Origin of the sequence: Nostoc sp. (assembly GCF_036916985.1) — a bacterium.
Classification (GTDB): Bacteria; Cyanobacteriota; Cyanobacteriia; order Cyanobacteriales; family Nostocaceae; genus Nostoc.
This window is the reverse complement of the sequence record NZ_JBALFD010000052.1, coordinates 132387-158684: the sequence shown is the minus strand read 5'-3', so window position 1 is coordinate 158684 and position 26298 is coordinate 132387. Positions and strand designations below refer to the sequence as shown.

Genomic DNA, 26298 nt, shown 5'->3' with positions numbered 1-26298 from the left:
CCTAGACATCACCATCAATCCTAATTTAGTTCATTTTCTCCGGAAGATACTAGCTGCCCCTAGAAAAGATTATTGGTAGATGCACCCTGATAACTCACTCCCCTGTAGGTTAACACCAACTGGGGTTTTTTTATTTAAAAAAATAACTGACCTTTGTACAATTTCATCCGGAGTATGGTGTTCAACCTGAGAACATTTAATTGGTAGATGCACCCTGATAACTAACTCCCCTGGTTGGCTAACGCTCACTGGGGGTTTTTTTATGTAAACGCGAAACAGTTAGGGGTTGCAGTCTTCTCTACGAGACGCTGCGCCTTGGCGGAAGCCTCTTGCAGAAAAAGCAGTTTCCGTCGTTAGATATCGCCCTAGTATTTTATGCCCAGATGACCGGAGTGCGCCACTACTCTTGTTGCTACTGCTGGTAGACCTTGAGTATCCTCCTGTTGTCAGGATAGAGGATAACTTGCTCACTCAATTCCTGAATCGCTTTCTTTTTATTGTGGGCTAAAGATGCTACTCCAAAATGATTGCTATGATATTTAATCACATTCTTAATTTTTTTTCTATATTTTGACCTTAAGTCTTTCTCTGACAGCAGGATTGCTGTCAGAGAACATCTAATTGTTTAGCTAGCTGAGATTAGACGGTATTTGTCTGGCAAAAAAGCGGTCTAGGATTTCTGATTTTTGTTCTGAACTGAAGTTTTCATAACGATTTTCCAGCTTCTCAACTAGTCCGAAATTTCTGAAAGTCTCTAAATTAGAATCTGGTTTTTCAGTGAGAGGTTTTTGTCTATTCTGGGAATAAGTAAGCATTTCTACTGTATGATTACCCTTCCGATGCACAAGCTGCATCAATAAATCTATAGCTACAGTTGGCAAAACGCGGTAGGTATAATTTACAAAAAAATCAAAAGTCATATTGCCTAGACGGATGCGATCGCCATCTTTAAGCTTGATTCGCCCGACAGCGCGATCGCCATTCACAAACGAGCCATTAGTACTGTTGAAATCAATTAAGTAAAAGCCTTGCTCATCAATATGTTGAATAGCAGCATGGCGACGAGACAGATGACTATCAGCAATGCAAATACCACTAGTGCGATTACGACCTATCGTCCAGATCCGTTGTGGCTGTCGTAAACTTTGAGTCTGATTGTCGCACAAGTTAGTCATCAAATAAACAGCAGCAGTATCGACTACACCATGTACGTAACACGCCTTGACTCTCGTCAACGACGGTTGAGATAGATTTTCTAGCTGAAGAATTTCATCTAAAAGGCTGCTGTGGTGTTCATACAACTTGAGGAATACTTGATATAAAGTTAATCGCCGTTCTATTTCTGTTTGTGCAAAGTCAGTCATTATACGTAAACCTTGTACTACCTGATTTCGGTCGTGAATATTCTGTTTCAGCCTACAATCAGGGATAATTGATTTTTTGCTTTCCGCTGCCATCTGAAAACTTGAGTGGCTCAAGAGCGTTCTATTTTACAACTTTTAGGTGGAAAATTCCCTGTTGTTTCTAGCTATAAAAAGCATGGAAATATTCTTAAGAAATTATTATGATGCTTTATTGTTTATTGTAAATAATCATTTGTTATTTGTAACAGCCAGAAATCATAAAGTTTTCATTAAGAATTGCTAATTATCTACGTATTTCTGCTAAGAAACTGGATATTTCTTAACATTTGCAATAGCAATGACTATCGATCAACCTAAATATTATATCTATTTGGTAAATTCTGAATAAATCTGAGTTTTTACCCTAATCATCAGGGCTGATTTTCCAAGCTAGCAAGAAAATATCAGCTTTGTGATCCTTATAAAACAAGCATTTTATAATTGTCAGTAAGTACAGCCCACCACAAAAAGAGTATGGAATTTAATCATTCGTAGGTTGGGCGGAACATAGTGAAACCAAACATAAACCCTCGACATTTCCGAACTTTTTTTTACGGTAACGTGTACTAAGTAGAAAGGCTTAATTAAAATAAAGCTGCTAAGAAGCGGCTCTAGCTCTTGAGAACCGGGCTATGAATAAAAATTTGATTTTACATTTAATTACATCTATAAGAATTTGTGCAGAAGTTATAAATAAAAAGATCCCCAACTTCTTCCATAAGCCGGGGATCTGAACCTTTCACTGAGAGCAAATCAAATAGGATTCATATACCTACTTAATGGATCATTAAAAAAGCAGGGAGACTATTTTACTAATCTAAATAATCGGTTTCAATCAAAAGGATTCATTTGTAAAGATAGTCTAGAATCTAATATCCAAAATTAAGTCACCCAATCTAAAAATCATCCCACTTTGCTTAACTCTTGCTACTAAAGTAAGCAAGTGGCTCCCAAGTTTAAACTTTCCAATCACAACAAGCCTCGTTTTCCATTGGGGCGCACGGTCATCCAATTTGTTTTTGCTAGTGCTAACTGTTCATCAGAAATCTTGGCACTGGTGAGATTAGCACCACACAGATTAGCTCCTCGGAGGTTAGCATTGCTAAGATAAGCATTGCTGAGGTCTGCGCCTCGCAGGTCTGCCCCTTCTAAATCAGCATGGTTAAAGTATGCTTTGCTCAAATTAGCATCTTTAAGATTTGCTCGAGTGAGACTGGCTCTGCCAAAGTCACTATTGTGGAGATTAGCCCCCTGGAGATTGGTTTTTTGCAATTGAGCAGAATGGAAATTTGTTTGGGATAAGTCAGCACCTTGCAGATTCAGCAAACTTAAATTGTGTAAGGCAAAATCCCGCCTTCCTTTCAGATAAGCTGTTAACAAACTTTGGGTATCTAATTTCCGCTCAACTTTAGAATTTTGAACTTGTGAACCATTGCTGTTGCTAGCGAAAGTTGTTGATTTAGCCATCCCAGAACCCTGGTGTAATCCCCCTGCTTCTGCTGTCTTGGCTCGTCTAGCACGAATTGCCGCCGCTACCTGTGCCACTCCAGTACTTGTAGCAGAAGGATTGTTACATAAAACAGCAGAATTTTCCACGTGGTTATGTGTTCGATCTTTAGATCCACCCTCAGATTTAATCAGTAAACCCTTGGCTAAACTATCTAAGTATGGTTCTATTTCCAATGCTCGGAGAACTTCTGCTGCTGACTGATAGCGATTACGTACAGATACATCTAACATTTTTCGCAATACATTGCTCAAGTGATCGCTCACTTGCACAAGATGCTCCCATATCATCTCGCCAGTGTTGGGATTGTAATCTAAATCTTTAGGAGTTTTGCTAGTCAGTAAAAAAATGCATGTCACCCCCAGTGCATAAATATCACTGGCGTAGACTGGACGCATGGCCATTTGCTCTGGAGGTGCAAAACCAGGAGTACCAATAGCATAAGCAGTTAATGCTGTCTGTCCTGATGGACTTGTCGGACTCTGGCTGATTTGATTTTTGACGGCACCAAAGTCTATCAGTACCATTCGGGAATCTTGAGTGCGGCGAATTAAGTTGGCTGGCTTGATATCACGGTGAATTACTTTTTGCTCGTGGATGTATTGCAACAGTGGCAAAATCTCGCTCAAAAATTGCTTGACTCCAGTTTCACTCAAAATGCCGTTAAGTTTGACCTCCTCTTGCAAGGTATCACCACTGATATATTCTTGAACTAAGTAAAATTGTTCATGATCTTCAAAATAGTCTAATAATCTTGGTACTTGGGGATGATTGCCAATCTTACCTAGAGTTCTAGCTTCTCGCTCAAAGAGTTCTCTGGCCATCTGTAAAACGTGTGGAGCGCTTCCTGATGGGCGTAATTGTTTGATTACGCAGCTCGGTTCTCCTGGTAAGCCTTGGTCATTGGCTAAGAAGGTTGCTCCAAAGCCACCCTGACCTAATGGTTTGATCACCTGATAGCGATCGCGCAACAGTAGTTGCGAGCCACAAGACTGACACTTTTGGCTATATACCAAATTTTCTGGATTGGGACAGGTCGGACTTAAGCAGTAGCTCATGCACTCTCAACTCGCTGCACGAATAATCACGGGGAGTGTTATACTCCCTTTCAATTATTTAGATATTAATCAACTCCTGCCAGGTAATTTTTGCGGGAAATCCTTTGAAGAGTTGCTAAAGTTTAGCTGAGATTACGTATAGCGATCGCTAGAACCAGACGATTTATTATACTTAAACTGATAAATAATATTTATGCTACTTTATATCAATTCGTAATGATGGTCTTTTAAAGCTTGATGCTCTCCCAATTTACTAACGTAATTCGCAATAGAGAAAGTTTGCTTTAATTTAGTACAACACGGCCTAAATAAACACCCATTCAAAATCAATGAAACGCTTACACTGTATTAATTTTGAATTTTGAATTTTGTTAGCGAGTCTGCGTTCGCTTTTAGCGTCTCGTAGAGAGCGTCATTTTGAATTCCGCCTTGCGGTACTAGTGGTCTATGTCAGTAATTTTGATCGGTTCGTAGTGGGTGGCTGTAGCTCTCACCTAAGCACTTAAGTGATTACTACGAAATCCCTTAACTTGTCATCATCCCTACGGTAGATTATTAGGTTTCTCTGTGATTGTATATACAGAACTTTGCAAGTAAATGAGGTCAGAAGCCTACACCATACCTGTACTCAGGTCGGTGTAGGTAGTTCACAATCGTCTCCATTAGTCCTTAAGAGACTATTAGCTTGCTTTCATGTTCACACTAATCAGCTGTTCGATAAGTGCAAAAACATCACTGCGGCTAAGTTTCTCTTTACCATTAGCAAGAGCGTCAAGAGTGCCGTTAGCTAAGGTGAAGGGAATTTGGCAAAAATCTAAGGCGGGGCCGGTAGGAAGGTCTTGAATGTAAGCTTCTGCCAGTGCTAGATTGCGCCGGGCATACTCCTGCATATTGTCTGCACTCCAACCATCTGGGAAGAATTCTACTCCACGCCCCAAATCTTCATTATGGTTACGCAGGATATTGACTGCTTGTAAGCCTCGACCAAACCCAATGGCTTGGGTACGGTTTGTTTGTGTTCCATCATACCAATTCCATAAATCTGAAAGTAACAATCCCACTGCACCTGCAACCCCAAAGGTATAACGATCTAAATCAGATTCAGTGTGAATTTTCCAGTTTCTTTCTGCCCAATAAGCCATCCGGTCTGCCATTGCAGCAGTGGCATCCCAAATTCGAGGTGCAATGGTGTCTGGTGCTAGCAGTGACCATTCTCTAATCCTCAAAGTGACTTCTTCTAATGAATTCTCATACCCACTAAATCCTGCAAAGAAAGCATCTAGTGCAAAGCCATCAACTCCTGCCTGTAATGTCAGACTAATCGTTCTTAACAGCTTGGCTTTAGTAGCGTTATCTAATTCAGGATGATCTTCAATTTCATCAATGGCACGCATACACAAATATGCTGATGCGACTGCTTCTTGCAATCCTGGCGGTAAAAGACTAATTGGGATATAAAAAGTTCGGCTAGTTTCTTTGAGGATTTGCAATGCATCTCTACGTAAATTCATGTTTTCACTCCCCGCTTGATTTTTGCACCACATGAAGTTTGCAGTTTTTTGATGATACTGGATATAGTTTTGACTAAACCTTAAAAACTATAGACTATAAGATAGGCTAGTATTTCATCTAAAAATTGATGGTTTTTGGTGTTGCAATTAACAAAACTCTCAAATTGATCAAAGTCTAGTCTAGTATAGAGGTTTTTGGTAGCAAAAGTGTTTGAGGTGTCGTTTGATATCGCTTTCATAAACTTTTAGTATAGATATAAAGAATTATGGTAATATTTGGTTGGATATTGCGAAAACTTTCCATGAGCAAACATCCATTTTAAGGATTTGAAAGTGTTTGAAGTCTGCGTTAATCTGACTAAAAAAATGTAATTATTGTATATATAAAGACAATTCGGGAAAAGTCGGTAACGGATAACAGCATCTATACGCACTTTTAGATGCATATAGCGGTTTGCCGAAAAGTTAAGGTAAGTTAAATTGGACACAGAGGGCTGCGGTTAGCTAGGTCTATGCTAATTAGAGAGTGACATCAAGTGACCATAACCCAGAACCAGAAGTTCCCGTATACTTACTAGATTGTTCCTAATTGCCCAGAAAAAACCCTGAAGAAGATATTTGCTTACAAGCTAAAATATGGGTTTGGCGTTTTTATGCCTCAATTCTTTGCTTTTCCCATTAGCCGTTACTGTTTGATTGGTTCTAGCTTTGATTTCGAGACTCTTCAGATGTACGGATTTTTTCAAAAATCAGATAGGAGTCCTAAACTTTATTCCCCATCTCCAAATAGCTGATGACTAATGACAACCCGCGAACATCAATCAGGGGTTGTTAAAATCCCTCAATACTTTAGAGTGAAATAATCAAGCTTTTCTAGAGCTACATTCCCCCTCTCACAGATAAAATTTATATATGAACGCTACACAAGAAAAACTCAAAGATCAAGTTAAGCAGGCAATAGTTGCGGCTTTTGGCGCTGACTTCGCTGGAGTAGATCCAATTTTGGTTCCTGCTAGCAATCCTAAATTTGGTGATTATCAGGCGAATGTGGCTTTATCTCTGAGTAAAAAATTAGGAAAGCAACCAAGAGCGATCGCAGGTGCAATTGTTGAGAAACTAGATGTATCCGAAATCTGTGAACCGCCGGAAATCGCTGGGCCAGGATTTATCAATCTCAAACTGAAAACAGCATACTTAGAAGCACAACTAAACGCGATTCAAGCTGATCCCAGACTGGGAGTTCCAGCCGCAAAAACGCCGAAGCGGGAAATTGTGGATTTTTCCAGTCCGAATATTGCTAAAGAAATGCACGTCGGACACTTGCGTTCTACAATTATCGGTGATGCGATCGCCCGGATTTTAGAATTTCAAGGACACGATGTACTGCGGTTAAATCATGTAGGTGATTGGGGTACGCAGTTTGGCATGTTAATCGCCTATCTGCGGGAAGTTTACCCAGACGCGCTTACCACCGCTAATGCTTTAGATATTGGTGATTTAGTCTCTTTTTACCGCCAAGCCAAATTGCGGTTTGATGCAGATGAAGCTTTTCAAGAGACAGCACGCCAAGAAGTCGTCAGATTACAAGCAGGTGCAGAAGATACACTCCATGCTTGGAAGATGCTGTGCGAACAGTCACGGCGGGAATTTCAGATAATTTATGAGTTACTGGATATCAAGTTAACTGAACGCGGAGAATCTTTCTATAACCCTTTACTATCTGGCGTTGTGGAAGATTTAGATAAATCTGGGTTACTAGTAGAAAACCAAGGTGCAAAATGCGTTTTTCTGGAAGGGTTTACCAATAGAGAAGGTGAACCTTTGCCGTTAATTGTGCAGAAATCAGATGGCGGGTATAACTATGCCACAACTGATTTAGCATCCCTGCGCTACCGAATTCAGCAAGATGAAGCAAAGCGGATAATTTATGTAACAGATTCGGGACAAGCAAACCACTTTGCCCAATTTTTCCAGGTGGCACGCAAAGCTGGATGGATTCCCGATGATGTGGAATTAGTGCATGTTCCCTTTGGGCTGGTGTTAGGAGAAGATGGTAAAAAATTCAAAACTCGTTCTGGGGATACTGTGCGGTTACGGGATTTGTTAGATGAAGCTGTTTCTCGTTCCCATGCTGACTTAAAAGCTAGATTACAAAAAGAAGAACGCCAAGAAACTGAAGACTTTATTAATGAAGTTGCTAAGGTAGTTGGAATCAGTGCAGTTAAGTATGCAGACTTAAGCCAAAATCGCACGAGTAATTACATCTTCAGCTACGACAAAATGCTGGATCTCAAAGGTAATACTGCGCCCTATATGCTGTATGTTTATGCGCGGATTCATGGGATTAGCCGTAAGGGTGATATTAACTTTAAAGAGTTGGGAAATAATGCCGTTTTGTTGCAGCATGAAACAGAATTAACGCTAGCAAAATACTTACTTCAACTAGATGAAGTTATTAGTAGTGTAGAGCAAGACTTGCTGCCTAATCGTTTATGTGAGTATTTGTTTGAACTGAGTCAGAAGTTTAACCAATTCTACGATCGTTGTCCTATATTACAAGCCGAGGAGCCACAGAGGACATCCCGCTTGGTTTTATGTGATTTGACTGCTAGAACTCTGAAACTGGGATTATCTTTGTTGGGAATTCAGGTATTGGAGAGGATGTAATATTTTTTAACGCAGAATTACGCTGAGGTAGCGCAAAGGTACGCAGAGTAAGAGTTGAGTTAAAGCTTCTTTGTGTACTTTGCGGTTTTTTTAATTATAATTGCAGGATTTGGAGGCGATTATGGTACGTACACCATCAAAAAACATAACTTTGGCGGAATTTCTGAAGTTACCGGAAACTAAGCCTGCTAGTGAATACATCGATGGTGAAATTATTCAAAAACCTATGCCACAGGGAAAGCACAGTACAATTCGAGGTGAAATGATTGGCACTATCAACTCAATAGTGAAGCCTAAACGAATTGCTCGTGTTTTTCCAGAACTGCGGTGTACTTTTGGCGGAAGGTCAATAGTGCCAGATGTTTCTGTGTTTACTTGGCAAAGAATTCCCCGTGATGAGAATGGTCAAGTTGCCAACCTATTTCAAGCCGCTCCTGATTGGACTATCGAGATTCTATCACCTGACCAAAGACAAACGAAAGTTACAAAAAATATTTTACATTGCCTGAATTATGAAACACAAATGGGTTGGCTGATCGATCCAGAAGAACAAACGGTATTTGTGTATATTCGCAATCAACAACCAATCATGTTAGATGAACTAGATGCTTTACTTCCTGTGCCAAATTTTGCAAGTGAGTTGAGGCTGACGGTGGGAGATTTATTTGGTTGGCTGTTGGAGTAAACCAAATTCTGACCAATTGAATAAGTAAGGAAATAGGCCAAGTGCAACAGGTTTTATGGATAGGAATCGGTTGTAAACGAGGAACATCATGGCAGTTGATTGATTGGGCGATTGAGCAAGTGTTTCGAGAAAATCAACTTTTTACAAGTGCGATCGCAGGAATTGCTACCATTGACACTAAAGCCTCAGAAGTTGGCTTAGTAGAACTTTGCCACTTCCGCAACTTGCCTCTAAAGACCTTTTCTGCGGAAATTCTTCGCTGTGTGTGTGTCCCCAACCCTGCCACAATTACTGACCACAAAGTAGGTACACCTAGCGTAGCAGAGGCAGCTGCTATTCTTGCAGCTTCTCAACTCACATCGGTGACTATTTTTACCTTTACAAGCATGGAAGAATTGCGAGTAAGATTCTTACTTCCCAAACAAATTTTCCAGCGACAAGGGCAACCAGGAGCGGTAACTCTAGCTGTTGCCCAAGCTTTAAATACTACTAGTATTACAGAAATTCACTAATTTTTCTAGTCAACAACTCTCAAAAAATAGTTAATTACGCTAGAAACAATTGCTAGCACAATTGAACCTAACAAAGCAGGTAAAAAGCCTTTAATTTCAAAACCATAACCAGGAGTTAGGGCACTTGCCAGCCAAAGGGTTAAAGCGTTGATCACAAATGTAAATAAACCAAAGGTGAGTAAGGTAATTGGAAACGTCAAAAGACGCAAAATAGGCCTGACAAACGCATTAACAAGACCAATAACTACAGATGCAACAAGGGCGACAACAAAATTATTGACAATAAAACCATCAACAATTCTAGAAGTAATCAATAACGCCACCGCAGTACCGAGCCAAGTTAATAAAAAGTGTTGCATAAGTTTTTTTAGAGTAATTAGCAGTAAGTTTAATTAATTTCACTATTGCCATCTGTGATCTGTAACACGATTAGGTGTCTTGTGCTTGACTCCTAAAGTTGCCATCATCTTTTATCAGTCTAAAAGCAATATGAGAAGGAGTCAGAATTCAGAATGGGCTACGCCCCGCAGCGCTAACAGAATTCAGAATACTCTACTCTGTCAAGTCAGGGGTTTCGCTAAGAAAGAATTTAAGATCACGCGGGTTTAAAATCGCTTGCTCTAAACCTCGATTCTCCATCCAGTCGCACATAATCCATTCTGGATTCTGGCTCCTGAATTCTGAATTCTTCTTCGGTAATTTTTCAGTGCTGGCATAGAGATACTTCTAATCGGTATATCTTTATCGTATTGCAGGATGTACCGCATTAAATTCATAAAAAATGCTGTGAAGCGCAAAACCCCTACAAAGGTTTCTCTAATCCGAGAAATCTCAGTAATTGGAGATTTACAAGAAATAAATTATCCAGTTTTGTACGGTTGGTATTTTGCCCGCGCCTCTGGCTACGGGCGGATGGGACGCTACGTGTAAGTTTGAAGAGTGGGATACGCATATAGTGTCCATATAATAGCCATGAAGAGTGCTGAGTGCTGAGATGAAAGACTGCCCACAAGGGGCGGGGCTTTTACCATAGTGCAAAATTACTGAGTATTCAATTTTCTTCACTCAGCACTCAGCACTCAGTATGGTAAAAAAGACCTCTCCCTGGTTTTACTACGCAAAACCGTCCATCTCCGATTCGGAGAGGGACAGACTTGAACTTTAGTTCAAGGCAGGGAGAGGTTTATCGAACTCATATCGGTTAACGCCGCAAAAGAACCTCCCAGGTAGAGCCACCAACTACGCCGTCAGATTCTAATCCATAGCGCGTTTGTGCAGCTTTCACAGCTGTCTCTGTTGTCACCCCAAAGTCTCCATCGGCATCACCTTTCAAGAAACCAAGCTTTTTCAGTTGTTGTTGTAACTTCACAACTTCAGAACCACGTAATCCTATACGCAAAATTGGCAATCCTTCTGAGGTGTATTGAATACCAGGGGTTCGTTTCGTAGTTGTATTTGACTGAGTTCGAGTGGTTGATGTAGTACGATTTGGCGTTTTCTTTGTGCTGGAAGTTGTAGCTTTTCTTGGAGTAGCAGGTCTTGGCTCAGGGGTGGTTGCAACTTGTGTTACAGCTTTCTTTGGGGTAGTAGGTTTGGGTTCAGGGCGAGTCGCAACTTGTGTTACAGCTTGTCTTGGGGGATTGGGATTTGCAACGTTGGTGAGGTTGCTAGCCTGGGTTGGAACAGGAAAATTTGTAGCTGAGTTAAATCTAGGCTGGGATGAAGGGACGGTTGACGCTACTGCTGGTTCTTTTGGGAAAAGTCGTTGCCAAGTGCTGGCATCAACAATACCATCTGGATTCAAACCCGCGGCTTGTTTAAACCGAGCAACAGCACTAGCTGTATTCTCACTATATGTACCGTCTACGGCACCAGAGTAAAAACCCAAAAGTTTCAGAGCTGCTTGAAGTTCAGATACGCGTTCGCCTTGACTACCAATTTTGAGGATAGGGCGGTTAATGCTATCTCCAGGATTTACTTGAGCAATTTTTTGTGGCGCTGCTATTGATACTACAGCCGTTGAGGCAATCAACAGAGGTGTAGTAGAGAACAAGAGTATTTCAATGGCCGATAAAGATTTAGACCTCTTTGGCCACCAACCCTTTTGCCGTTTTTCCATTCTAAAGCGATTTACAGTTGGGTCTAGTAATTTTAAGTAACTCAAAATACTTTCTGTCAGGCTGCTTTGCATGGAATTTACTCCCAGAATATTCTCATGCTAATGGTACAGCCGCTTGGTCTAAAAAACAGCTGATCATTTATGATGTCTATGTTGAGGGTTCTTGCTTTAGTGGAATCATCACAACAAACTCGGCACCTTCTCCTGGTGCTGAACTACAATCGATCTTTCCTGCATGTTTTTGAACGATAATTTGGTAGCTAATTGATAATCCCATACCTGTGCCTTTACCCACAGCTTTTGTCGTGAAGAAGGGATCAAATAGGCGTTTGCGTACTTCCTCAGTCATGCCTGGGCCATTGTCGGCAATGCTAATGATTACATAGTCTTCTTGGATGAGGGTGCGAATGCGAATTGTTGGGATGGGGCATTGGGCATTGGGCATTGGGCATTGGGTATTAGGTATTTGAAAAACTTTTCCCCAGTCCCCAGTCCCCAGTCCCTCTTCCAAAACATCGATCGCATTTGTCAACAGATTCATAAACACCTGATTCATCTGTCCAGCGTGACACACTACTGGTGGTAGGTTGCCGTAGTCTCGGATTACTTGGATTTCGGGATGTCCTGGTTTGGCTTTTAGGCGATTTTGCAACAACAGCAAGGTGCTATCCATACCTTGATGAATATCTACTGCTTTTGTACCGTCTTCATCAAGACGAGAAAAATTGCGTAAAGATAGGACAATCTGCCGAATGCGTTCGGCTCCCATTTTCATAGACTCCAGGATTTTGGGTAAATCTTGCCGGAGAAAGTCTAAATCAATGGTGTCGATTTGTTGGTTAATCTCTGGTGTTGGTGGGCAGTAACTCTGTTGATAAAGTTCTACTAAGTGCAGCAAATCCTTAGTATATTCACTGGCATGGCTAATATTGCCGTAGATGAAATTAACAGGATTATTGATTTCGTGGGCAATACCTGCAACCAATTGTCCTAAACTGGACATTTTTTCAGTTTGAATCAGTTGCGCTTGGGTTTGTTGAAGTTCTAGCAGTGCTGCTTCTAGTTGCTGGGCTTTATCTTGGGCAGTTTGGGCAGCAATGCGACTTTGGGTGTAAAGTTTAGCTTGGTCAATAGCGATCGCTAGTTGAACTGTAACTGCTTGTAGTAACTCTACTTCGTTGTTCAGCCAAGGGCGAAAGCCACTACAATAACCACAGCTAAATGCACCAATTTCTCCAGATTGGGTATGTACAGGCAGCGACAGAAAGGCAGTGAAACCAAAATCCTGCAAAAACTGCTGTGCTATGGAATCGCTCACAGTCTCAGCATCATTAATGCGGATGATTTCTCCATTCAAGGTTTTGGCTGCGATTAGCTTGATTTCGGCATGAGTTGCTTCTTGGTCGTTAAGCAGACAGGGTAAAAAGGAACTTTTCGCCTCATATACTTTTTCCCAGTATGGTACATCAGCATCTTGGCGATACCAAAAGAAGACGCAGCGATCGATCTCGAATAAGTTGTGAATTTCTTGCACTGCGGTTTCCACAATGTAATTGAGATCCAAAGAAGCTCGAATATGATTAGAAAGACGATTAAGTAGTGCTTCTCGCTGGGCGCTTTCTCTGAGTGCAATTTCTGCTTGTTTGCGCTTGATGCCAATGGCAATTTCCTGGGCGGCAAATTCCAATGCTGTGAAAGTTGATTCTGTCACTGTTTGGCGGGCAAACATGGCGATCACCCCTACAGTTTCATCTTCAACAATTAAGGGATAGCCAGCAAAGGCGACCATACCCTCTTGCTTTGCCCATTCTTTGTTACCGACGCGGGGATCTGTCTGCACAGAGTTAGTTAAGTGAGGTTTGCCTTCTTGGGCAATCAAACCAATTTTGAATTGACCGACTGGCACATATTTATGAGGCCCATTGATGTGGGTGTACATCCCCGAACTGACTTGCAACTCCAATACATTATCTTGTTTGTTCAGCGTCCAGATGCGAGCAAAGGCTGCATCAAGATGTTCAATTAAAGCGTCAGTGCAGCGGCGCATCATGTTCTGTAAGCTGTCACTCTGAGTCAATGCCGCATCTACATCAGCACGAAAATTTGCTAACCGCGCTCGTTCTGCTAGAGCTACTTCTGCTTCTTTGCGATCGGTGGTGTCATAGCAAATACCAACAAAGTACAAAACATTGCCATTGGCGTCTTTAATCGCAGATGAGTTGCTTGTATGCCATCGCCAACTACCATTTTTCTGTTTGACTCGATATTCAATTGCTTTTTGTTTTTCGCCTGTTGTCAAAATTCTTTGAAAATAATCGGTACAGATATGCACATCGTCAGGATGTATAAAGGGAATAAAGGATTTGCCTTCAACCTCTGCAACCTCATGCCCAAAAATTGCAGTCCAGTTAGGAGAAACGTAGGAAAATATTCCTTCAAGTGTCAGTGCAAAAATAACGTTGTTGGCGTTTTCCACAATGCTGCGGAACTTGGCATCATTTTCGATCAATACTGCTTGGATAGTCTCGCTGGTGTCGCGGACAAGAACGATGATTTGCTGGTCTGGTAATGGTAATAACCTAGCTTCAAAATGATTTTTCCCTTCTGGTAGCGGTAAAGTATATTCAAAACTGACTTCATATTGAGTTTCAAGTACTTGAGTTATTGCTTGGTAGAAGCGATCGCCTACAGCAGTTGGTAAGCATTCTCGCAAACTCTTGCCCTGATAATCTCCTGATGGAATATACATACTCTGCATCAATCCTTGCTTGTAATCCAGAATACTTCCATCAGCATCAAGCCGAAAGTACAAATCAGGAAGCACTTGCAAAATCGCTGCAAATTCTGATGTTTTTTGGCGCAACTGTGCCTCAATTGCTTGGCGTTTTGTAGTTTCAGCTTGCAGTTGCTCTAATGCTTTTGATAACTCTCTTACTCGTTTTCTATCTGTAACTTTACGTAATTGCCGAGAATATTTTGTCGATGAAGAGTAGCTTTCTGAAGGTTGGCTGTTCGCTATCGGCACTCCTGTTAGATCGATACAATAACCGATGTAACCAACAAAGCTACCATCTGCTGAAAATCGTGGCGTGGCTGTATCTAAAATCCAGCGATATTCGCCATCAGCACCACGCAGGCGATATTGCCTCTGGAAGGAATTATGTGTCGCAAATGCTCTCAAGTATATATCTTCACATCGGTGTCTATCTTCTGGATGGACGCTGCAAGTCCAGATATTGCCTATCTCCCCTTCTCGCGCAGATGTTGTTAGATGTGTTCCAGTAAATTTCAGCCAATTGGAATTGAAGTAACAGTAAAGTGCATTGCATCCAGACATCCAAATCATCAGAGGAGTAGTATCCGCTTGCTGATAAAATACTTTTTCATTCTGTTGTCTTTCTTCCTCTTCAACGATGATTTGGTTAACGTAGCTCTGCACCTTTTTAGAAAACACTTTTGCCTACCTGCTCTGCCTAAATTATTAAGGTAATAGTCTGAAAATATGATTTGTTAATACATGGATATAATCTTTTTCATGCCGATATGCTAACTATCTTAATACTTTATTCATTTTTATATATGCGCGAATTCCTCTTTTACTGTAAATAAATTGCAAAAACGCTGAAGTTATCATTAAGATTAAATTCAGCATTTTTTATGAATTTTAAACTATCTATATGTCAGAGAACTTGTTTGAATTTATTTCTGATTTAAATCACTGAAAAATTCATCTTAGCTATGTAATTGCATTGCTCAAAAACCTGATTTAACTTTACAGAGGCTATATGATTTTCTGTGGAGTATTTACATCTTTATCAGAAATTTACAATAATCAAGAATTTTATCCAAAATAAATATTGATTTTTCATCAAGAACAATTCTCTATGAATTAGAATCTGGCTGATGGATCTAGCTTCCTTAAAATCAGGGGTATAAAAGAGTTTGAGAACCACATCTCTACTAAGCAATCCCTAGTAAATTGGTGTATAAAACCCAACTTTATTTATTCGTAATCCTGGATGATGACGAACGTATTCTTTTTTATTGTTCTCAACAAAACCCAATTTTTCAAAATTGTCTTGACTATTCAAAATTCCTTATATAGCAAATCCTATCTGAGTTATCAGAAATCTCTGTGATGACGAACTGCCAAGGAAAAGAGAACAAAAGTAGAATTCACAAATCTCACTCATGATTTAGGATTGCTATAGCAAAATCGTAAATTAAATGAGAGAAATGCTAAATGTGATATCAACACGTTGCAACAATGGCTGATAATCGCATTTTTTATGTTATAAAGCTCACAGAAATTAATGTTAGGCGGAAACTACTTTATGGAACCAGATAAACTTGGCCGTTTTAAGGAGTACGGCGAATTCATCCTCCGAAAGATAGATTCTGTGCCCCAGTACCCTTCTAAACAAGAAGATTGGGTTCCAGCTAGTCTTGATGACTGTCTTCTTCGTTTGCGTTCAGCTGCCCAGAAAACTGTAGACCTGGCAACTTCGCCTGTCAAAATTGGGGTGATGGGGGAATTCAGTAGTGGAAAAACTTTACTTTTAGGCAGTCTAATTGGATATGCAGATGCTTTGCCTGTCAGTGAAAACCCCACTACCGGTAATGTTACTGCCATCCATATTATCCCGCAAGACGATTTCGCAACGACACAACTAAGTAACTTTACAGTAGAGTATCTTTCCCATGAGGGAGTACATGAGTGTCTACGCTTCATGCTAGGGGAAGCCAATAAACGGACAACAGCAGCAGGGCTTCCTCCGATACCAGTATCGAAACTCAACTCTGGGACAGATATTATTGGCTGGTGTGAAGAAGCATGGAATAGCAGTAACAATTTAGAGCTACGTTATTTACTCCGAGAGTTGGTATTATTCCTGCGGGCTTATCAAGCTTATGGGGAAGTTATGTGTAGTGGGCACTACCAGATTGATGCGGTGACTGCCCGTGAGGGGCTACAGCTAGTCGAACAGCCAATGGCAATCCAAACTCTGAAATTTGAGGATCTACCGCCTGCACACATCAGATTACCGAGTCCACCCCAGAGGCTACCAACAAAGTTATTGCAAAACAGTTTCCCACTAATCCGCCGCGTCGATATCGATGTGAAAATTTCACGGGAAATTTGGGATTTTGCAGATGCAGCTAAATTTATTCTGATTGATTTTCCGGGATTGGGGGCTGCTAATTCCGGGGCTAGGGATACCTTTTTGTCATTGCGAGAATTGGCAGAAGTACAGACAATTTTGGTATTGCTCAATGGTAAATCTCCTGGAAGCGATCGCGCCAATAAAATCTTCACCATGATGCAGCAGCAGCGACCGGGACAAGACCTGAAAGATTTAATTCTCGTCGGTGTGGGTCGCTTCGATCAACTACCTTTAGACAGCGAGGGTGGCGAAAGAGAACTTGACCATCTGATTCAAGATAGCCATTTGGAAGAGGAAACGGTTCTCCAAAAACTCAAAGTTCTGCAAACTACCATTGACGGTGCAGCAGCATTTACAACCCAAAAAGACCGCATCGTTTTATTGTCGCCACTGTTGGGACTGGCTGAATTAGCAAAACGTTCTACTACAGTCAAAGCTGGTTCACCAGACTTTTTAGCTAACTTGGACTATCCTGATTATTTAGATCGGTCTAAACGACTGCAACAGAAATGGGAGCTATTAAGTGAAAAGCTGATAGAATCTAACACCCGTAGCTATTTAGGCAGACAGCTAGGTTACTTTAGTCAAGATGGCGGACTTAGTAAGCTGCGCGAATTGATTCAAACCCACGTAGCTACTCATGGTCTGAAGCAACTGCATGAAGATACCAAAAGAGCTGCTGATGTGGTGAGTCAGCAACAAGATCACTTGAAAGATATCATAGATGAAATTCACGAGCAAGGTATCCCCACAGGCGATAGTCCCGCTTTTATCGAGTTGCGCTTTGTGGTCGAAAGCTTAGATAAAATTTACAGAAATTTTCAAAAAGATATCGGCAAAGAACCACTTAAAGACCGGCGCGGTGTTGTTGTCAGCGATGTAGTGAAAGACGAACTCACCTTTAGAATTCTTAATTGGAACCAGTGGACTTTACTCTTCAACAAAGCTAATAATGGAGCGATCGCTCTGGCAGAATCTAAAGGTGCAGCTGGTAAATTATTCGATCGGGGAAATCGTGTAAACACTTCCCTTCCAACTAAGAGCGATGATTTTTATCCAGTATTTGAGAAAACTGTTAAAGAAGTAGAAGATTTTGCCCGCGAGCGCATTCATCAAGCCGTGGTAGATTTATTAAATCAATTATCAAATCATGTAGCCCCAGAACGCGAACAATTGCAGGCATTTTTCCACCCAGAAATGGAACAAGAAATCGAAGAAAAATTTGGTTTTGAAGATGCCGATCTCTTTTATAAATTATTACTAGGATGCGATCCTAACGAATGGAAAGAAGCAATCATCTCAGAAATTACTAGTAAAGACAAAACTGTTGCACCTGAAATTATCTTTCCTCTAGCACGTCAAGACGATAAACACAACGTTGGTCAAATCTTTGACTGGGCACCAGAGAAAAGCCAAGGCTTACCCAGATCGAGCAATCACCAACTTTTAGTACTGCGACTGCGAGATGAAATTACTGCTAGTGCCAGTCTTCATCTTGTGCAGTATGTTAGCGAAGTTAATCAGCAAATTAATTCCGAACTAGAAGGCATTTTGGATCAAATTATTCCTAGTCTGCAAAACCTTTCTAAAAAAGAAACTTTGTTAAGATATTTGGCAGCTGGGGAATTGCCATCTGAGATTCAAATTCCTACTTGGTTGCAGATTATTTCAGAAATGGCCGCTGTTTCTTACTCAGATGATTTGGATTTGAGATGACGCGATGGCGTAGAGATATGAGGGTGTATTTGTGAGACGTGATGCGATTTTTTATACAATTTTCAAGCGTGTCCCAGGATTATTTTTCGAGTTAGTAGAACAGCCACCACCTAAAGCTGCTAGCTATCGCTTTGAATCAGTTGAGGTTAAAGAACCAACATTTCGGATTGATGGGGTATTTTTACCTCCACCGGATGCAACATCTCAAACGATCTTTTTTGCTGAGGTACAATTCCAAAAGGATGAGTTACTGTACCATCGCTTTTTTACCGAATCGATGCTGTATATGTATCGTAACCCGTCGCTTTACGATGACTGGTACGGGGTAATTATTTTACAGTCTCGCAGCTTGGAACCAGAAAAGACTACTATTCACAGATCATTACTGAACAGTTCTCAAGTACAACGAATTTATTTAGATGAGTTAGGTAGCCCTGATGAGCAAAAAGTAGGTATCAGTTTGATGCAGTTGACTATTGCCTCAGAGACTCAAATGGTTCGGGAAGCAAAACGTTTAATTGAGCGGGTGCAACAAGAGCAGATAACTCTCTTGGCTAAGAAGGAGATAATAGATGTAATCACAACAATTGCAGTTTATAAATTCGCAAACTTAAGTCGTGAAGAGGTAGAGGCGATGTTAGGAGTTAAGTTAGAAGAAACTAGGGTTTATCAAGAAGCGAAACAAGAGGGACGAGAAGAGGGACGAGAAGAAGGACGAGAAGAACTAAAACTTGAACTTGTGCCTCGGTTCTTAGCTCGTGGTATGTCGATGGAAGAGGTTGCCCAGTTACTTGATTTAACTATCGAACAAGTAAGACTTGCAACTGAGCAACAGTCTTCAACATCAACTTAGTAACTACCGTAATTTTCATAGCAATGCCTAGTTTGAGCTACGTCTACGTCCTTTCATATAAAAGTGTAGGCGTAAATATCACGCCAAAGAAAAAAGCCAGTGCTAAACAGAATCAGTGGTACAGGGGCAAAAATTAAAAGTTTTTACCATAAGGATTCTCTGAATTTGTAATTTTATAATGCAATATTACAGTTTTTAGCCAGCTATAAAATAAACAACAGACAGTGATACTATAATGAACCCTTTCCAATTGAATACCTATAGCGATCGCGAACCAAGCGAGAAACAACAAAAAAGATTTCCGGGATGGTTTGCTTTAGATTTTGGTACGTCGAATTCGACAGTCACACTTTTCGATCCAATTGAAGTACCGATCGCAGAAATTTTACCCAAAGAGCAAGAAATACGGTTGCGCGATCGCTTATCGCAATGGCTCAGTTCTCCCGCCTCAGTGGCTTTACCAGATGTCAGTACTGATGATTGGGCGAAGTTTATCACAGAAATTAGCAAAAATTTGGAGATAGAACCCAGTCGATTGAGTGAAGTTTTTGAAAGTGATAATAAAGAGCGATTTTTAGAAGCAATTCGCCAAATTGAACTTTCTTTAGGAAACAGCGAAAGATTCCGCCGGGCTGTCAGCAAAAAACTTTACCAAATCTATCATGAGGTGTTCCGCGTCCCTACCCTAGAGTCGCAAAATCTGATCCCAGTTGTGCTGGATATCGATCGCCGCGATACGGAAATTCCCAGCGAGTCGGAAATTTCGCACTTAGGGGATTTAAAACTGCGGATGGGTAGGGAAGCTAGAGATAACCGAAAAAAAGCGATCGCTCAAGGTACAAGCGGTTCTTTAAAGGAAATTATCAGCAGGTTTCACCATTCACCCAAACGCTATTTTGGCCAGGAGCGATCGTTTTCAGTTATTTTGAATGGTGAAGAAGAAACAATTACCGCCAATCAGTTAATCCAATCTGCTTGGGCGCATTTAATCGAGTTAACTGAAGACTACCGCCAACGCGCACGACGCAGATTTTCTGAAGGAGATTTTTTAACAGCAGTTGTCACCTACCCAACAGTCGCCCCACCAGTTGTTCGTAAAGAAGTTAGAGAACTGGTTGAGCAGTTGGGGATCGATGATGTACAAACTGCTTATGATGAAGCCGTTTCTGTGGCGATATTCTTTTTATGGCGAGAATTTGGCGGTAATCTCAACATTGGGATTGAGTCATTCAAAACCCGTTGTCGCCAAGTAGGAAATAAATGGTCACAAAATGTCCTTGTCTTGGATATCGGCGGCGGAACCACAGACTTAGCTTTAATCGAACTAACTTTAGAAGATAAAACCCCAGCTTTTGCTGATTATGAAGACCGAGGTTTAGGAGGACGTTACTATAAACTTACCCCCAAACTATTAGGTTCATCTGGTCATTTACAGCTAGGCGGTGAGTTAATTACACTGCGAATTTTTAGATTATTAAAAGTTGCGATCGCAGACTTTTTGTTGACAGCAGTAACAACAGGTGGTATTGAAAACGAAAAACTAGAAGATTTAATTAACTCCGAGTTAAACGAGCGTTTTTTAGAACAAGGCAAATTCAAAACTGGCAGTCTTTTAAAATGTCTGGATAGAGAAAATCCAGAAGGCGATATTGCTTATAAAGATGCTCTAGATACTGCCGAGAAAGTATTGCCCACCCGTTGGCAACAAGCACCTCAACGTCTACAATCTTTTTATATTCTCTGGGATCATGCAGAAGCAGCGAAACTTAAACTTGGGCAAAAGCCACCAGCAGAGAATTCTTTATTAACCTTCACACTTTCAGAACAGCAAATTTCTGAATTACTTACCCAAAGCGCCGTTAAATTACAAGTTACAGATCCAAATAACATCTGTGTCACCTTAGATAACCAACAATTTGAACGAGCTGCCGCATCTGGAATTAAAGAAGCGATCGGAATTGCCAAAGGATTAATGGAAAGTCGTTTGCGTCCTGATGATCTCACCAAAGATTCTTGGAATTCCCAAAAAGTTGATTGGTTAATTTTGTCTGGTAAAACTTGTAATTTAGACATAGTACAGCGCCAAATCTACCAAGAATTTAGTAAATCCCCATATTTTGTCTGGAATCCAGAACGGATTACTTTTGTGTTGGAATTTACCAAACTAGCCACCTCCGCCGGTGCTTGTTATGCCGAAAAGCTACGAAGATTAAGATTCGATCCAGAAGAGTCCAAAAGCTTGTTGCGTAAGGGAGCCAACCAGCTAGAAATTGATGTTAAAAACCTGTTTTATTATTTGCCCTGCAACTTCAAACGCAAAACCCAAAGCAACGATTTACTAACTATATTCAAAGCTGGACAAGAACTCTATCAACTCGCACCTTGGGAAACTGCCGCCAAAGTTCGTACTCATTGGCAAGGCATACAATTAACTAACATTATCTACCGTCAAGATTACGAAGAGGGAGATTTACGGCTTTGGGGAAGTTTTGACGGTAAAAACCTCATGAATCAACTGGAGATGCAAGAAGCCGAGTTTCTGAAAAAAATAAAAGTTCAGTTTGAGATTGACCAAACCCTCGAATTTAATGTATTGCTTTGTCAGGGAAATCCCCATTATTTAATTGATATTTCTGGTATTGATTTAGAATCGGTAGTTTCAGAAACTTCAGCCCTATTTGCCGATGGTAAATTAAACTGGAATATTGCTGTGGAAGGCTTCAATAAAGATTTGAATGATGGTGATATTGCCGTCAATGTTATTGAGTCCGCAACTGTCGATCAACCAGATGCCTATCATCTTGTATTTGAAGTCGGAAATGATGGTAGTAAAACGTTTCACAAATTTCACTATTTGCGCGATGGAGTGACGCAACCAGGAATTGGGTTAATTAGTAATCCCTTACCTCCCTTCCCACAAACTGGACAGCACACCTTCTATGTTTATCAAACAGATGCCGAAACCAACAGCAAAAAATGGATAAGAATTGGCGCACTCAGTAAACCAGATATAACCACAGATTACCCTTGCCAATATCGTGTAACTCTCGACGATCAAGGTATTCTAAGGATGCACGCTGGTGAAGTCCCTTACTGGACATCACAAAATCAAGAATGCTTAAAGGAAGAAGGATGTGTTTATCGTGCTGAATTAGAGTTACAACCTAATGAAGTTGATAAAGAACGCGATCCCTTTTGCGGCATACATTAAACCTCTGCGTTCCTCTGCGCTAACCTTCTCTGCGAGACGCTTTGCGAATGCGTTCCTCTGCGTTGAAAAAATTAATATTTTTAAACCAAAGGGGTGCGGAGTAAACGCATAGGCGCTTTCGCCTTCCCGCAGGGTAGGGTCGCAGAGATTTGCCAAGTATATTTGGAGGTGATATTTATGCAGCACTTGCGTCAATTATTAGAGATAGAAAACTCAGAGTTAGCCCAATTACTGCGGTTTAGTTTGTATGGACTAGAGGCTACTCTGAATCAGGCTCGCGCAGAATTACCACTAGATCCAGGATCTAAAATATGCGATGATTTGCTGCAAGAACTTCATAACCTGTTGCAACCTGCGCCGCCACAGCAAAATACTGGTTGGGAAGATCCGCCAAATGAGTTAAAACTAAGTCACCTCCGAGAAGCTTTTAATTCTGACACAGAACTTAGTTATTATCTGGGTAATTCCCAACTGCAAAGCCAAACAGACTCAGATTTATGGAATGAGATTCAACGCAAACTGCTACGACTTCCAGAGGATTTAGCTGCATCTTGGCAACAGCGCACCTTGGATCTGGCTGAACAAGTTGGTGCGATCGCAGATAATTCTAACCTTTATCAACTTCCCTTTATCCGCGATGAAATTATCTACCCCGGACTTAGTGGTACTGTTCAAACACAGGGATTGAGCTTGTATCAACAAGCACTTTCAAATTCTAAAGTTCCTCAAGGAAATGCATCCGATTTACCAGCGGCATTCCTATTTTTATATATGAATTTTATCGAAATAGACCCAGATTTACATCATGCTTTAAAAAGCGTTTTTAGCTTCGATGTCATTTCCTTACACTCCAAACCAGAACAGCGCGGTCAATACATTGAGGCTTTAAGCGATCGCTTCCAACGCACTCAAAAAGCAGAGAAAAATACTGATCCTCTATCAATTCTGCGTGCTTGGATTGATATGGACGAAGCTATACATTCTCTAGTATTCGTACCACCGGCTGAACGCTATTCTTGGTGGGGAAAGCTACAACATGAATCACGGCGTATCCTGAAGAAAGTCGCCGATGAAGCTATTAATGCAGGTAATGAAGTGAGAATTCGCCAATTATCAGGACTTTATGCAGATATCTGTGTTTTATCCAAGGATGACTTACAACTAGACTGTGGTGGTATTCCTGGCGAAGTCTTAACTTGTCTTCGAGTATATGCGCGAATTAATCAAGAAGAATATCCAGGGCGTGTAATATTTCGCTCATCACGCTAGCTGCTGGCGAGTTTTCTAATTCTTGAGATTATGAGGCAAGACAGACAATTTTACTAATCTCCGCCTTGCCTCATAATCTAATGAAGGTAAAAACGTTTAAATTTAGAGAATGCCCCAGAAGTGTAAAATCCCTTGACCAGAAAACACTTCAAGTGCAACAGCAGATAAAAAACCAATCATTGCAAAACGACCGTTCCAGTTTTCGCTCTGAGGAGTGAAGCCCCAGCGCAAAGCATTAGGATCTTCTGAAACCGAAGGCGTAGTCTTCTTAACGTCTGCCATAAATAATACTCCGAGCTTGTATGTTGTAACAGTTATAACTGCCTGTAAAGTAATGTAACAGATTTTTACGAAATTGCAACATAAGCTCGATATAAAATTTAGCCATATATACTACGGGTACGTAATATTGTAGTAGTAGGATTGCGATCGCTTATGTACAGTGATTTTTTATTTGTCGCTGTACATCATGGCAAGTAGACACTAAAAGAGCAGTAAATTGGAAAAAATTATGAATTAACTGAAGAATGAGGATTACAGACAGCGTGATTGATAAGCATTATTAAAAGATGTGGAGTTCTAGTGTACTCTTCACGGGAAATAAAGGTTTGGGGCAATTAGGCTATCAAATTGACAAGAGATCATCTGTTAGAACTTATAGTTGGTATTGGCCAAGACACGTGTAATCTTCGGCAAGATAATCTGAGAACTCTTCCTATATGTAGGTTTCTGTTATTATGTCCTTCTTCAACACGACCTATCGCATAGTTGATGGCGTAACTATTCCTGGCGTATTTCTGCAAGCCTTTATCAATAATGGAGACCACTATTTTGTCACCGAAATTAAGGTCTACAAAGACGGCAGAATTGATTGCTGGGGGATGGTTGACTTTGATGGTTTCAAAGAAAAGGTGAGCAAAGGTTGGGTTAGAACTCATCTGCCTGAAGGAGCAAGAGTCTCAATGATGGTGTCTGGTCTGAATTTCACTGCCCATCAAGTGAAATCAAGAGTTGAGGAGCAAGAGTTTGTTAAAGAAATTGAAGATGAGATCCGACGACTTAATGGGCAGCTAACAACAGGAGAGATTTGCCGACAGGCATTAACACAATACAAGCATGAGCCAAACGAGGCAAATAAAGAGTATTTGCGCCAAGCCTATGATGCTGTTCCTAACCACTGTCGTATGTATTTAGGTGATATGGACGACAAAGATTCGGAATATCGCTCAATTCTGAATAGATGGAGCGACTAGAAGGAACCAATACAGCGCTTCCGGCTATTATGCAATACAGTTTTTCTTCTTGCCCTCTCCTATCAAAGCTTTCAGACTTGAGGATGTACCTCATAGCTGCCGGAAGTGCTGTATCGGCACAATATTTCGTTTGAACGGCGGGACAGGGATAATCGGACAAGCCTTACAAATTAATCCCAAACTTGTCCAGTTGTACAGTGACAAATTAAATGGCGTTGAGACAAATTGATGTCATCAAACTAAGCCTTACCCGCTTTAGGCTTGCAATAATTTGTGTTGATATAGCCGAAAATTTTTCTGTGCTGCTTCTCAGCTTAAAACTAGAGAGTTCAAGCTTCATACCCTCGATGATATTAGTTTGGTACAGCGCCAAATAAAAAGTCACTGTACAATATTTGAATAATTAAATATTACATTACTTTTATGTTCAAAAGTCCTCTCCGATATCCTGGTGGTAAGTCAAAAGCAATAAATCAAATAGTTGAATATTTCCCAGAAAGCTTTTCTGAATTTCGAGAACCTTTTGTGGGTGGTGGTTCTGTATTCATTTATTTAAGACAAAAAGTCCCTGATCTCAAAATTTGGATTAACGATTTAAACCGCGAACTCTTCTTATTCTGGAAAATTGCCCAATCTGATCTAGCTCAGTTGGTTAAAGAAATTCGGCATATTAGAGTCAAATATACAGATGGCAAATTACTCTTTACAGAATTGACTAGTGTAGATGTCAATAATTTATCTGATATAGAAAGAGCTATTCGCTTTTTTGTCCTTAACAGAATTACTTTTTCTGGAACTGTAGAATCAGGTGGCTTTTCCCAAGAAGCTTTCCATAAAAGATTTACTGATTCTTCAATAGAACGACTTGAAAAGTTAGAGAATATCTTATCAAAAAACGTCCAAATTACTAATTTGGATTACAGCCACGTATTAAAATCAGACGGGGAAGATGTATTTTTATTTTTAGATCCACCATATTTTAGTGCTACAAAATCAAAACTATATGGTAAAGATGGTAATTTGCACACTTCCTTTGAACATCAGAGATTTGCTGAACTTTTACAACAATGTCATCATCGCTGGTTAATTACCTACGACAACTCAACACAAATTAGAGAAAATTTTCAATGGGCGAATATTTCAGAATGGGAATTACAGTATGGGATGAATAATTATAAGCAGAGTGGTGCAGCTAAAGGAAAAGAGTTATTCATTACTAATTACGAAGTTAAACTTTATTTGGAAAATAAATCACTAAATCAAAACCTTGCTAATCCCGCTTTGCAATTAAGCCTTGAGATTTAAATCTAACTTTGATAGCTTCCAATTTTCCGGTAGGATAAATCCCATAGCTCTTAATATTAGCTAC

18 protein-coding genes and 1 pseudogene are annotated in these 26298 nt (G+C 40.5%); 12 read left to right on the top strand and 7 right to left on the bottom strand.

Features of this window, described 5'->3' with window-relative positions; translation table 11 throughout:
- Positions 1 to 286: 286 nt before the first annotated feature.
- Positions 287 to 508, top strand: a complete 222-nt coding sequence (locus V7L07_RS18210; protein WP_335060117.1) for a hypothetical protein — start codon at positions 287 to 289, stop codon at positions 506 to 508.
- A 121-nt stretch (positions 509 to 629) separates the two neighbouring features.
- Here the strand turns inward: V7L07_RS18210 and V7L07_RS18205 are convergent, their stop codons facing one another.
- The 3 genes from V7L07_RS18205 to V7L07_RS18195 all read right to left on the bottom strand — a co-directional run bounded on the left by V7L07_RS18205 (position 630) and on the right by V7L07_RS18195 (position 5479).
- The gene (locus V7L07_RS18205) at positions 630 to 1364 is read right to left on the bottom strand and encodes an FHA domain-containing protein (protein ID WP_335060115.1); all 735 of its coding nucleotides are present in this window, start codon (positions 1362 to 1364) and stop codon (positions 630 to 632) included.
- 1008 nt (positions 1365 to 2372) lie between these two features.
- Positions 2373 to 3968, bottom strand: coding sequence for a serine/threonine-protein kinase (locus V7L07_RS18200; RefSeq protein ID WP_335060113.1), 1596 nt, complete (start codon positions 3966 to 3968; stop codon positions 2373 to 2375).
- Positions 3969 to 4648: 680 nt separating this feature from the next.
- Complete coding sequence (locus tag V7L07_RS18195) at positions 4649 to 5479, bottom strand: phytoene/squalene synthase family protein (protein WP_335060111.1); 831 nt, start codon at positions 5477 to 5479, stop codon at positions 4649 to 4651.
- A gap of 584 nt (positions 5480 to 6063) precedes the next feature.
- Here V7L07_RS18195 and V7L07_RS18190 point away from each other — a divergent pair.
- The 4 genes and pseudogenes from V7L07_RS18190 to V7L07_RS18175 all read left to right on the top strand — a co-directional run.
- Positions 6064 to 6273, top strand: a pseudogene (locus V7L07_RS18190) (hypothetical protein); the annotation flags it as partial.
- Positions 6274 to 6391: 118 nt separating this feature from the next.
- Positions 6392 to 8146: an arginine--tRNA ligase gene (gene argS, locus V7L07_RS18185; RefSeq protein WP_335060109.1), complete on the top strand. Its 1755-nt coding sequence runs from the start codon at positions 6392 to 6394 to the stop codon at positions 8144 to 8146.
- A gap of 121 nt (positions 8147 to 8267) precedes the next feature.
- Positions 8268 to 8831, top strand: coding sequence for a Uma2 family endonuclease (locus V7L07_RS18180; protein WP_335060107.1), 564 nt, complete (start codon positions 8268 to 8270; stop codon positions 8829 to 8831).
- A 41-nt stretch (positions 8832 to 8872) separates the two neighbouring features.
- Complete coding sequence (locus V7L07_RS18175) at positions 8873 to 9343, top strand: cobalamin biosynthesis protein (protein ID WP_335060105.1); 471 nt, start codon at positions 8873 to 8875, stop codon at positions 9341 to 9343.
- A 5-nt stretch (positions 9344 to 9348) separates the two neighbouring features.
- On the opposite strand, the gene V7L07_RS18170 is transcribed toward V7L07_RS18175, so the two are convergent.
- The gene (locus V7L07_RS18170; protein ID WP_179067811.1) at positions 9349 to 9702 is read right to left on the bottom strand and encodes a phage holin family protein; all 354 of its coding nucleotides are present in this window, start codon (positions 9700 to 9702) and stop codon (positions 9349 to 9351) included.
- A 427-nt stretch (positions 9703 to 10129) separates the two neighbouring features.
- Here V7L07_RS18170 and V7L07_RS18165 point away from each other — a divergent pair, with 427 nt between their 5' ends.
- Positions 10130 to 10273 carry a hypothetical protein gene (locus V7L07_RS18165; RefSeq protein ID WP_335060103.1) on the top strand — a complete coding sequence of 48 codons (144 nt, stop codon included), beginning with the start codon at positions 10130 to 10132 and terminating at the stop codon, positions 10271 to 10273.
- Between the two features lie 271 nt (positions 10274 to 10544).
- On the opposite strand, the gene V7L07_RS18160 is transcribed toward V7L07_RS18165, so the two are convergent.
- Positions 10545 to 11534, bottom strand: a complete 990-nt coding sequence (locus V7L07_RS18160; RefSeq protein WP_442936065.1) for a peptidoglycan-binding protein — start codon at positions 11532 to 11534, stop codon at positions 10545 to 10547.
- A gap of 76 nt (positions 11535 to 11610) precedes the next feature.
- A complete protein-coding gene (locus V7L07_RS18155) occupies positions 11611 to 14916 on the bottom strand; it encodes a PAS domain-containing protein (protein ID WP_335060101.1) in 3306 nt (1101 codons plus the stop codon).
- 880 nt (positions 14917 to 15796) lie between these two features.
- On the opposite strand from V7L07_RS18155, the gene V7L07_RS18150 reads away from it, so the two are divergent.
- From V7L07_RS18150 to V7L07_RS18135, 4 genes are all read left to right on the top strand, one after another.
- A complete protein-coding gene (locus tag V7L07_RS18150) occupies positions 15797 to 18343 on the top strand; it encodes a proteasome protein (protein ID WP_335060099.1) in 2547 nt (848 codons plus the stop codon).
- A gap of 31 nt (positions 18344 to 18374) precedes the next feature.
- On the top strand, positions 18375 to 19196 hold the full coding sequence (locus tag V7L07_RS18145) for an Rpn family recombination-promoting nuclease/putative transposase (protein WP_335060097.1): 822 nt from the start codon (positions 18375 to 18377) through the stop codon (positions 19194 to 19196).
- Positions 19197 to 19431: 235 nt separating this feature from the next.
- The gene (locus V7L07_RS18140) at positions 19432 to 22407 is read left to right on the top strand and encodes a molecular chaperone (RefSeq protein ID WP_335060095.1); all 2976 of its coding nucleotides are present in this window, start codon (positions 19432 to 19434) and stop codon (positions 22405 to 22407) included.
- A gap of 177 nt (positions 22408 to 22584) precedes the next feature.
- Positions 22585 to 23676, top strand: a complete 1092-nt coding sequence (locus tag V7L07_RS18135; protein ID WP_335060093.1) for a hypothetical protein — start codon at positions 22585 to 22587, stop codon at positions 23674 to 23676.
- Positions 23677 to 23778: 102 nt separating this feature from the next.
- Here the strand turns inward: V7L07_RS18135 and V7L07_RS18130 are convergent, their stop codons facing one another.
- Positions 23779 to 23958 carry a high light inducible protein gene (locus tag V7L07_RS18130; protein WP_069071239.1) on the bottom strand — a complete coding sequence of 60 codons (180 nt, stop codon included), beginning with the start codon at positions 23956 to 23958 and terminating at the stop codon, positions 23779 to 23781.
- A 455-nt stretch (positions 23959 to 24413) separates the two neighbouring features.
- On the opposite strand from V7L07_RS18130, the gene V7L07_RS18125 reads away from it, so the two are divergent.
- Together V7L07_RS18125 and V7L07_RS18120 are read left to right on the top strand one after the other, a co-directional pair.
- On the top strand, positions 24414 to 24929 hold the full coding sequence (locus V7L07_RS18125) for a DUF7638 domain-containing protein (RefSeq protein WP_335060092.1): 516 nt from the start codon (positions 24414 to 24416) through the stop codon (positions 24927 to 24929).
- A gap of 423 nt (positions 24930 to 25352) precedes the next feature.
- Positions 25353 to 26234, top strand: coding sequence for a DNA adenine methylase (locus V7L07_RS18120; RefSeq protein WP_335060091.1), 882 nt, complete (start codon positions 25353 to 25355; stop codon positions 26232 to 26234).
- The last annotated feature ends 64 nt before the right edge of the window (positions 26235 to 26298 follow it).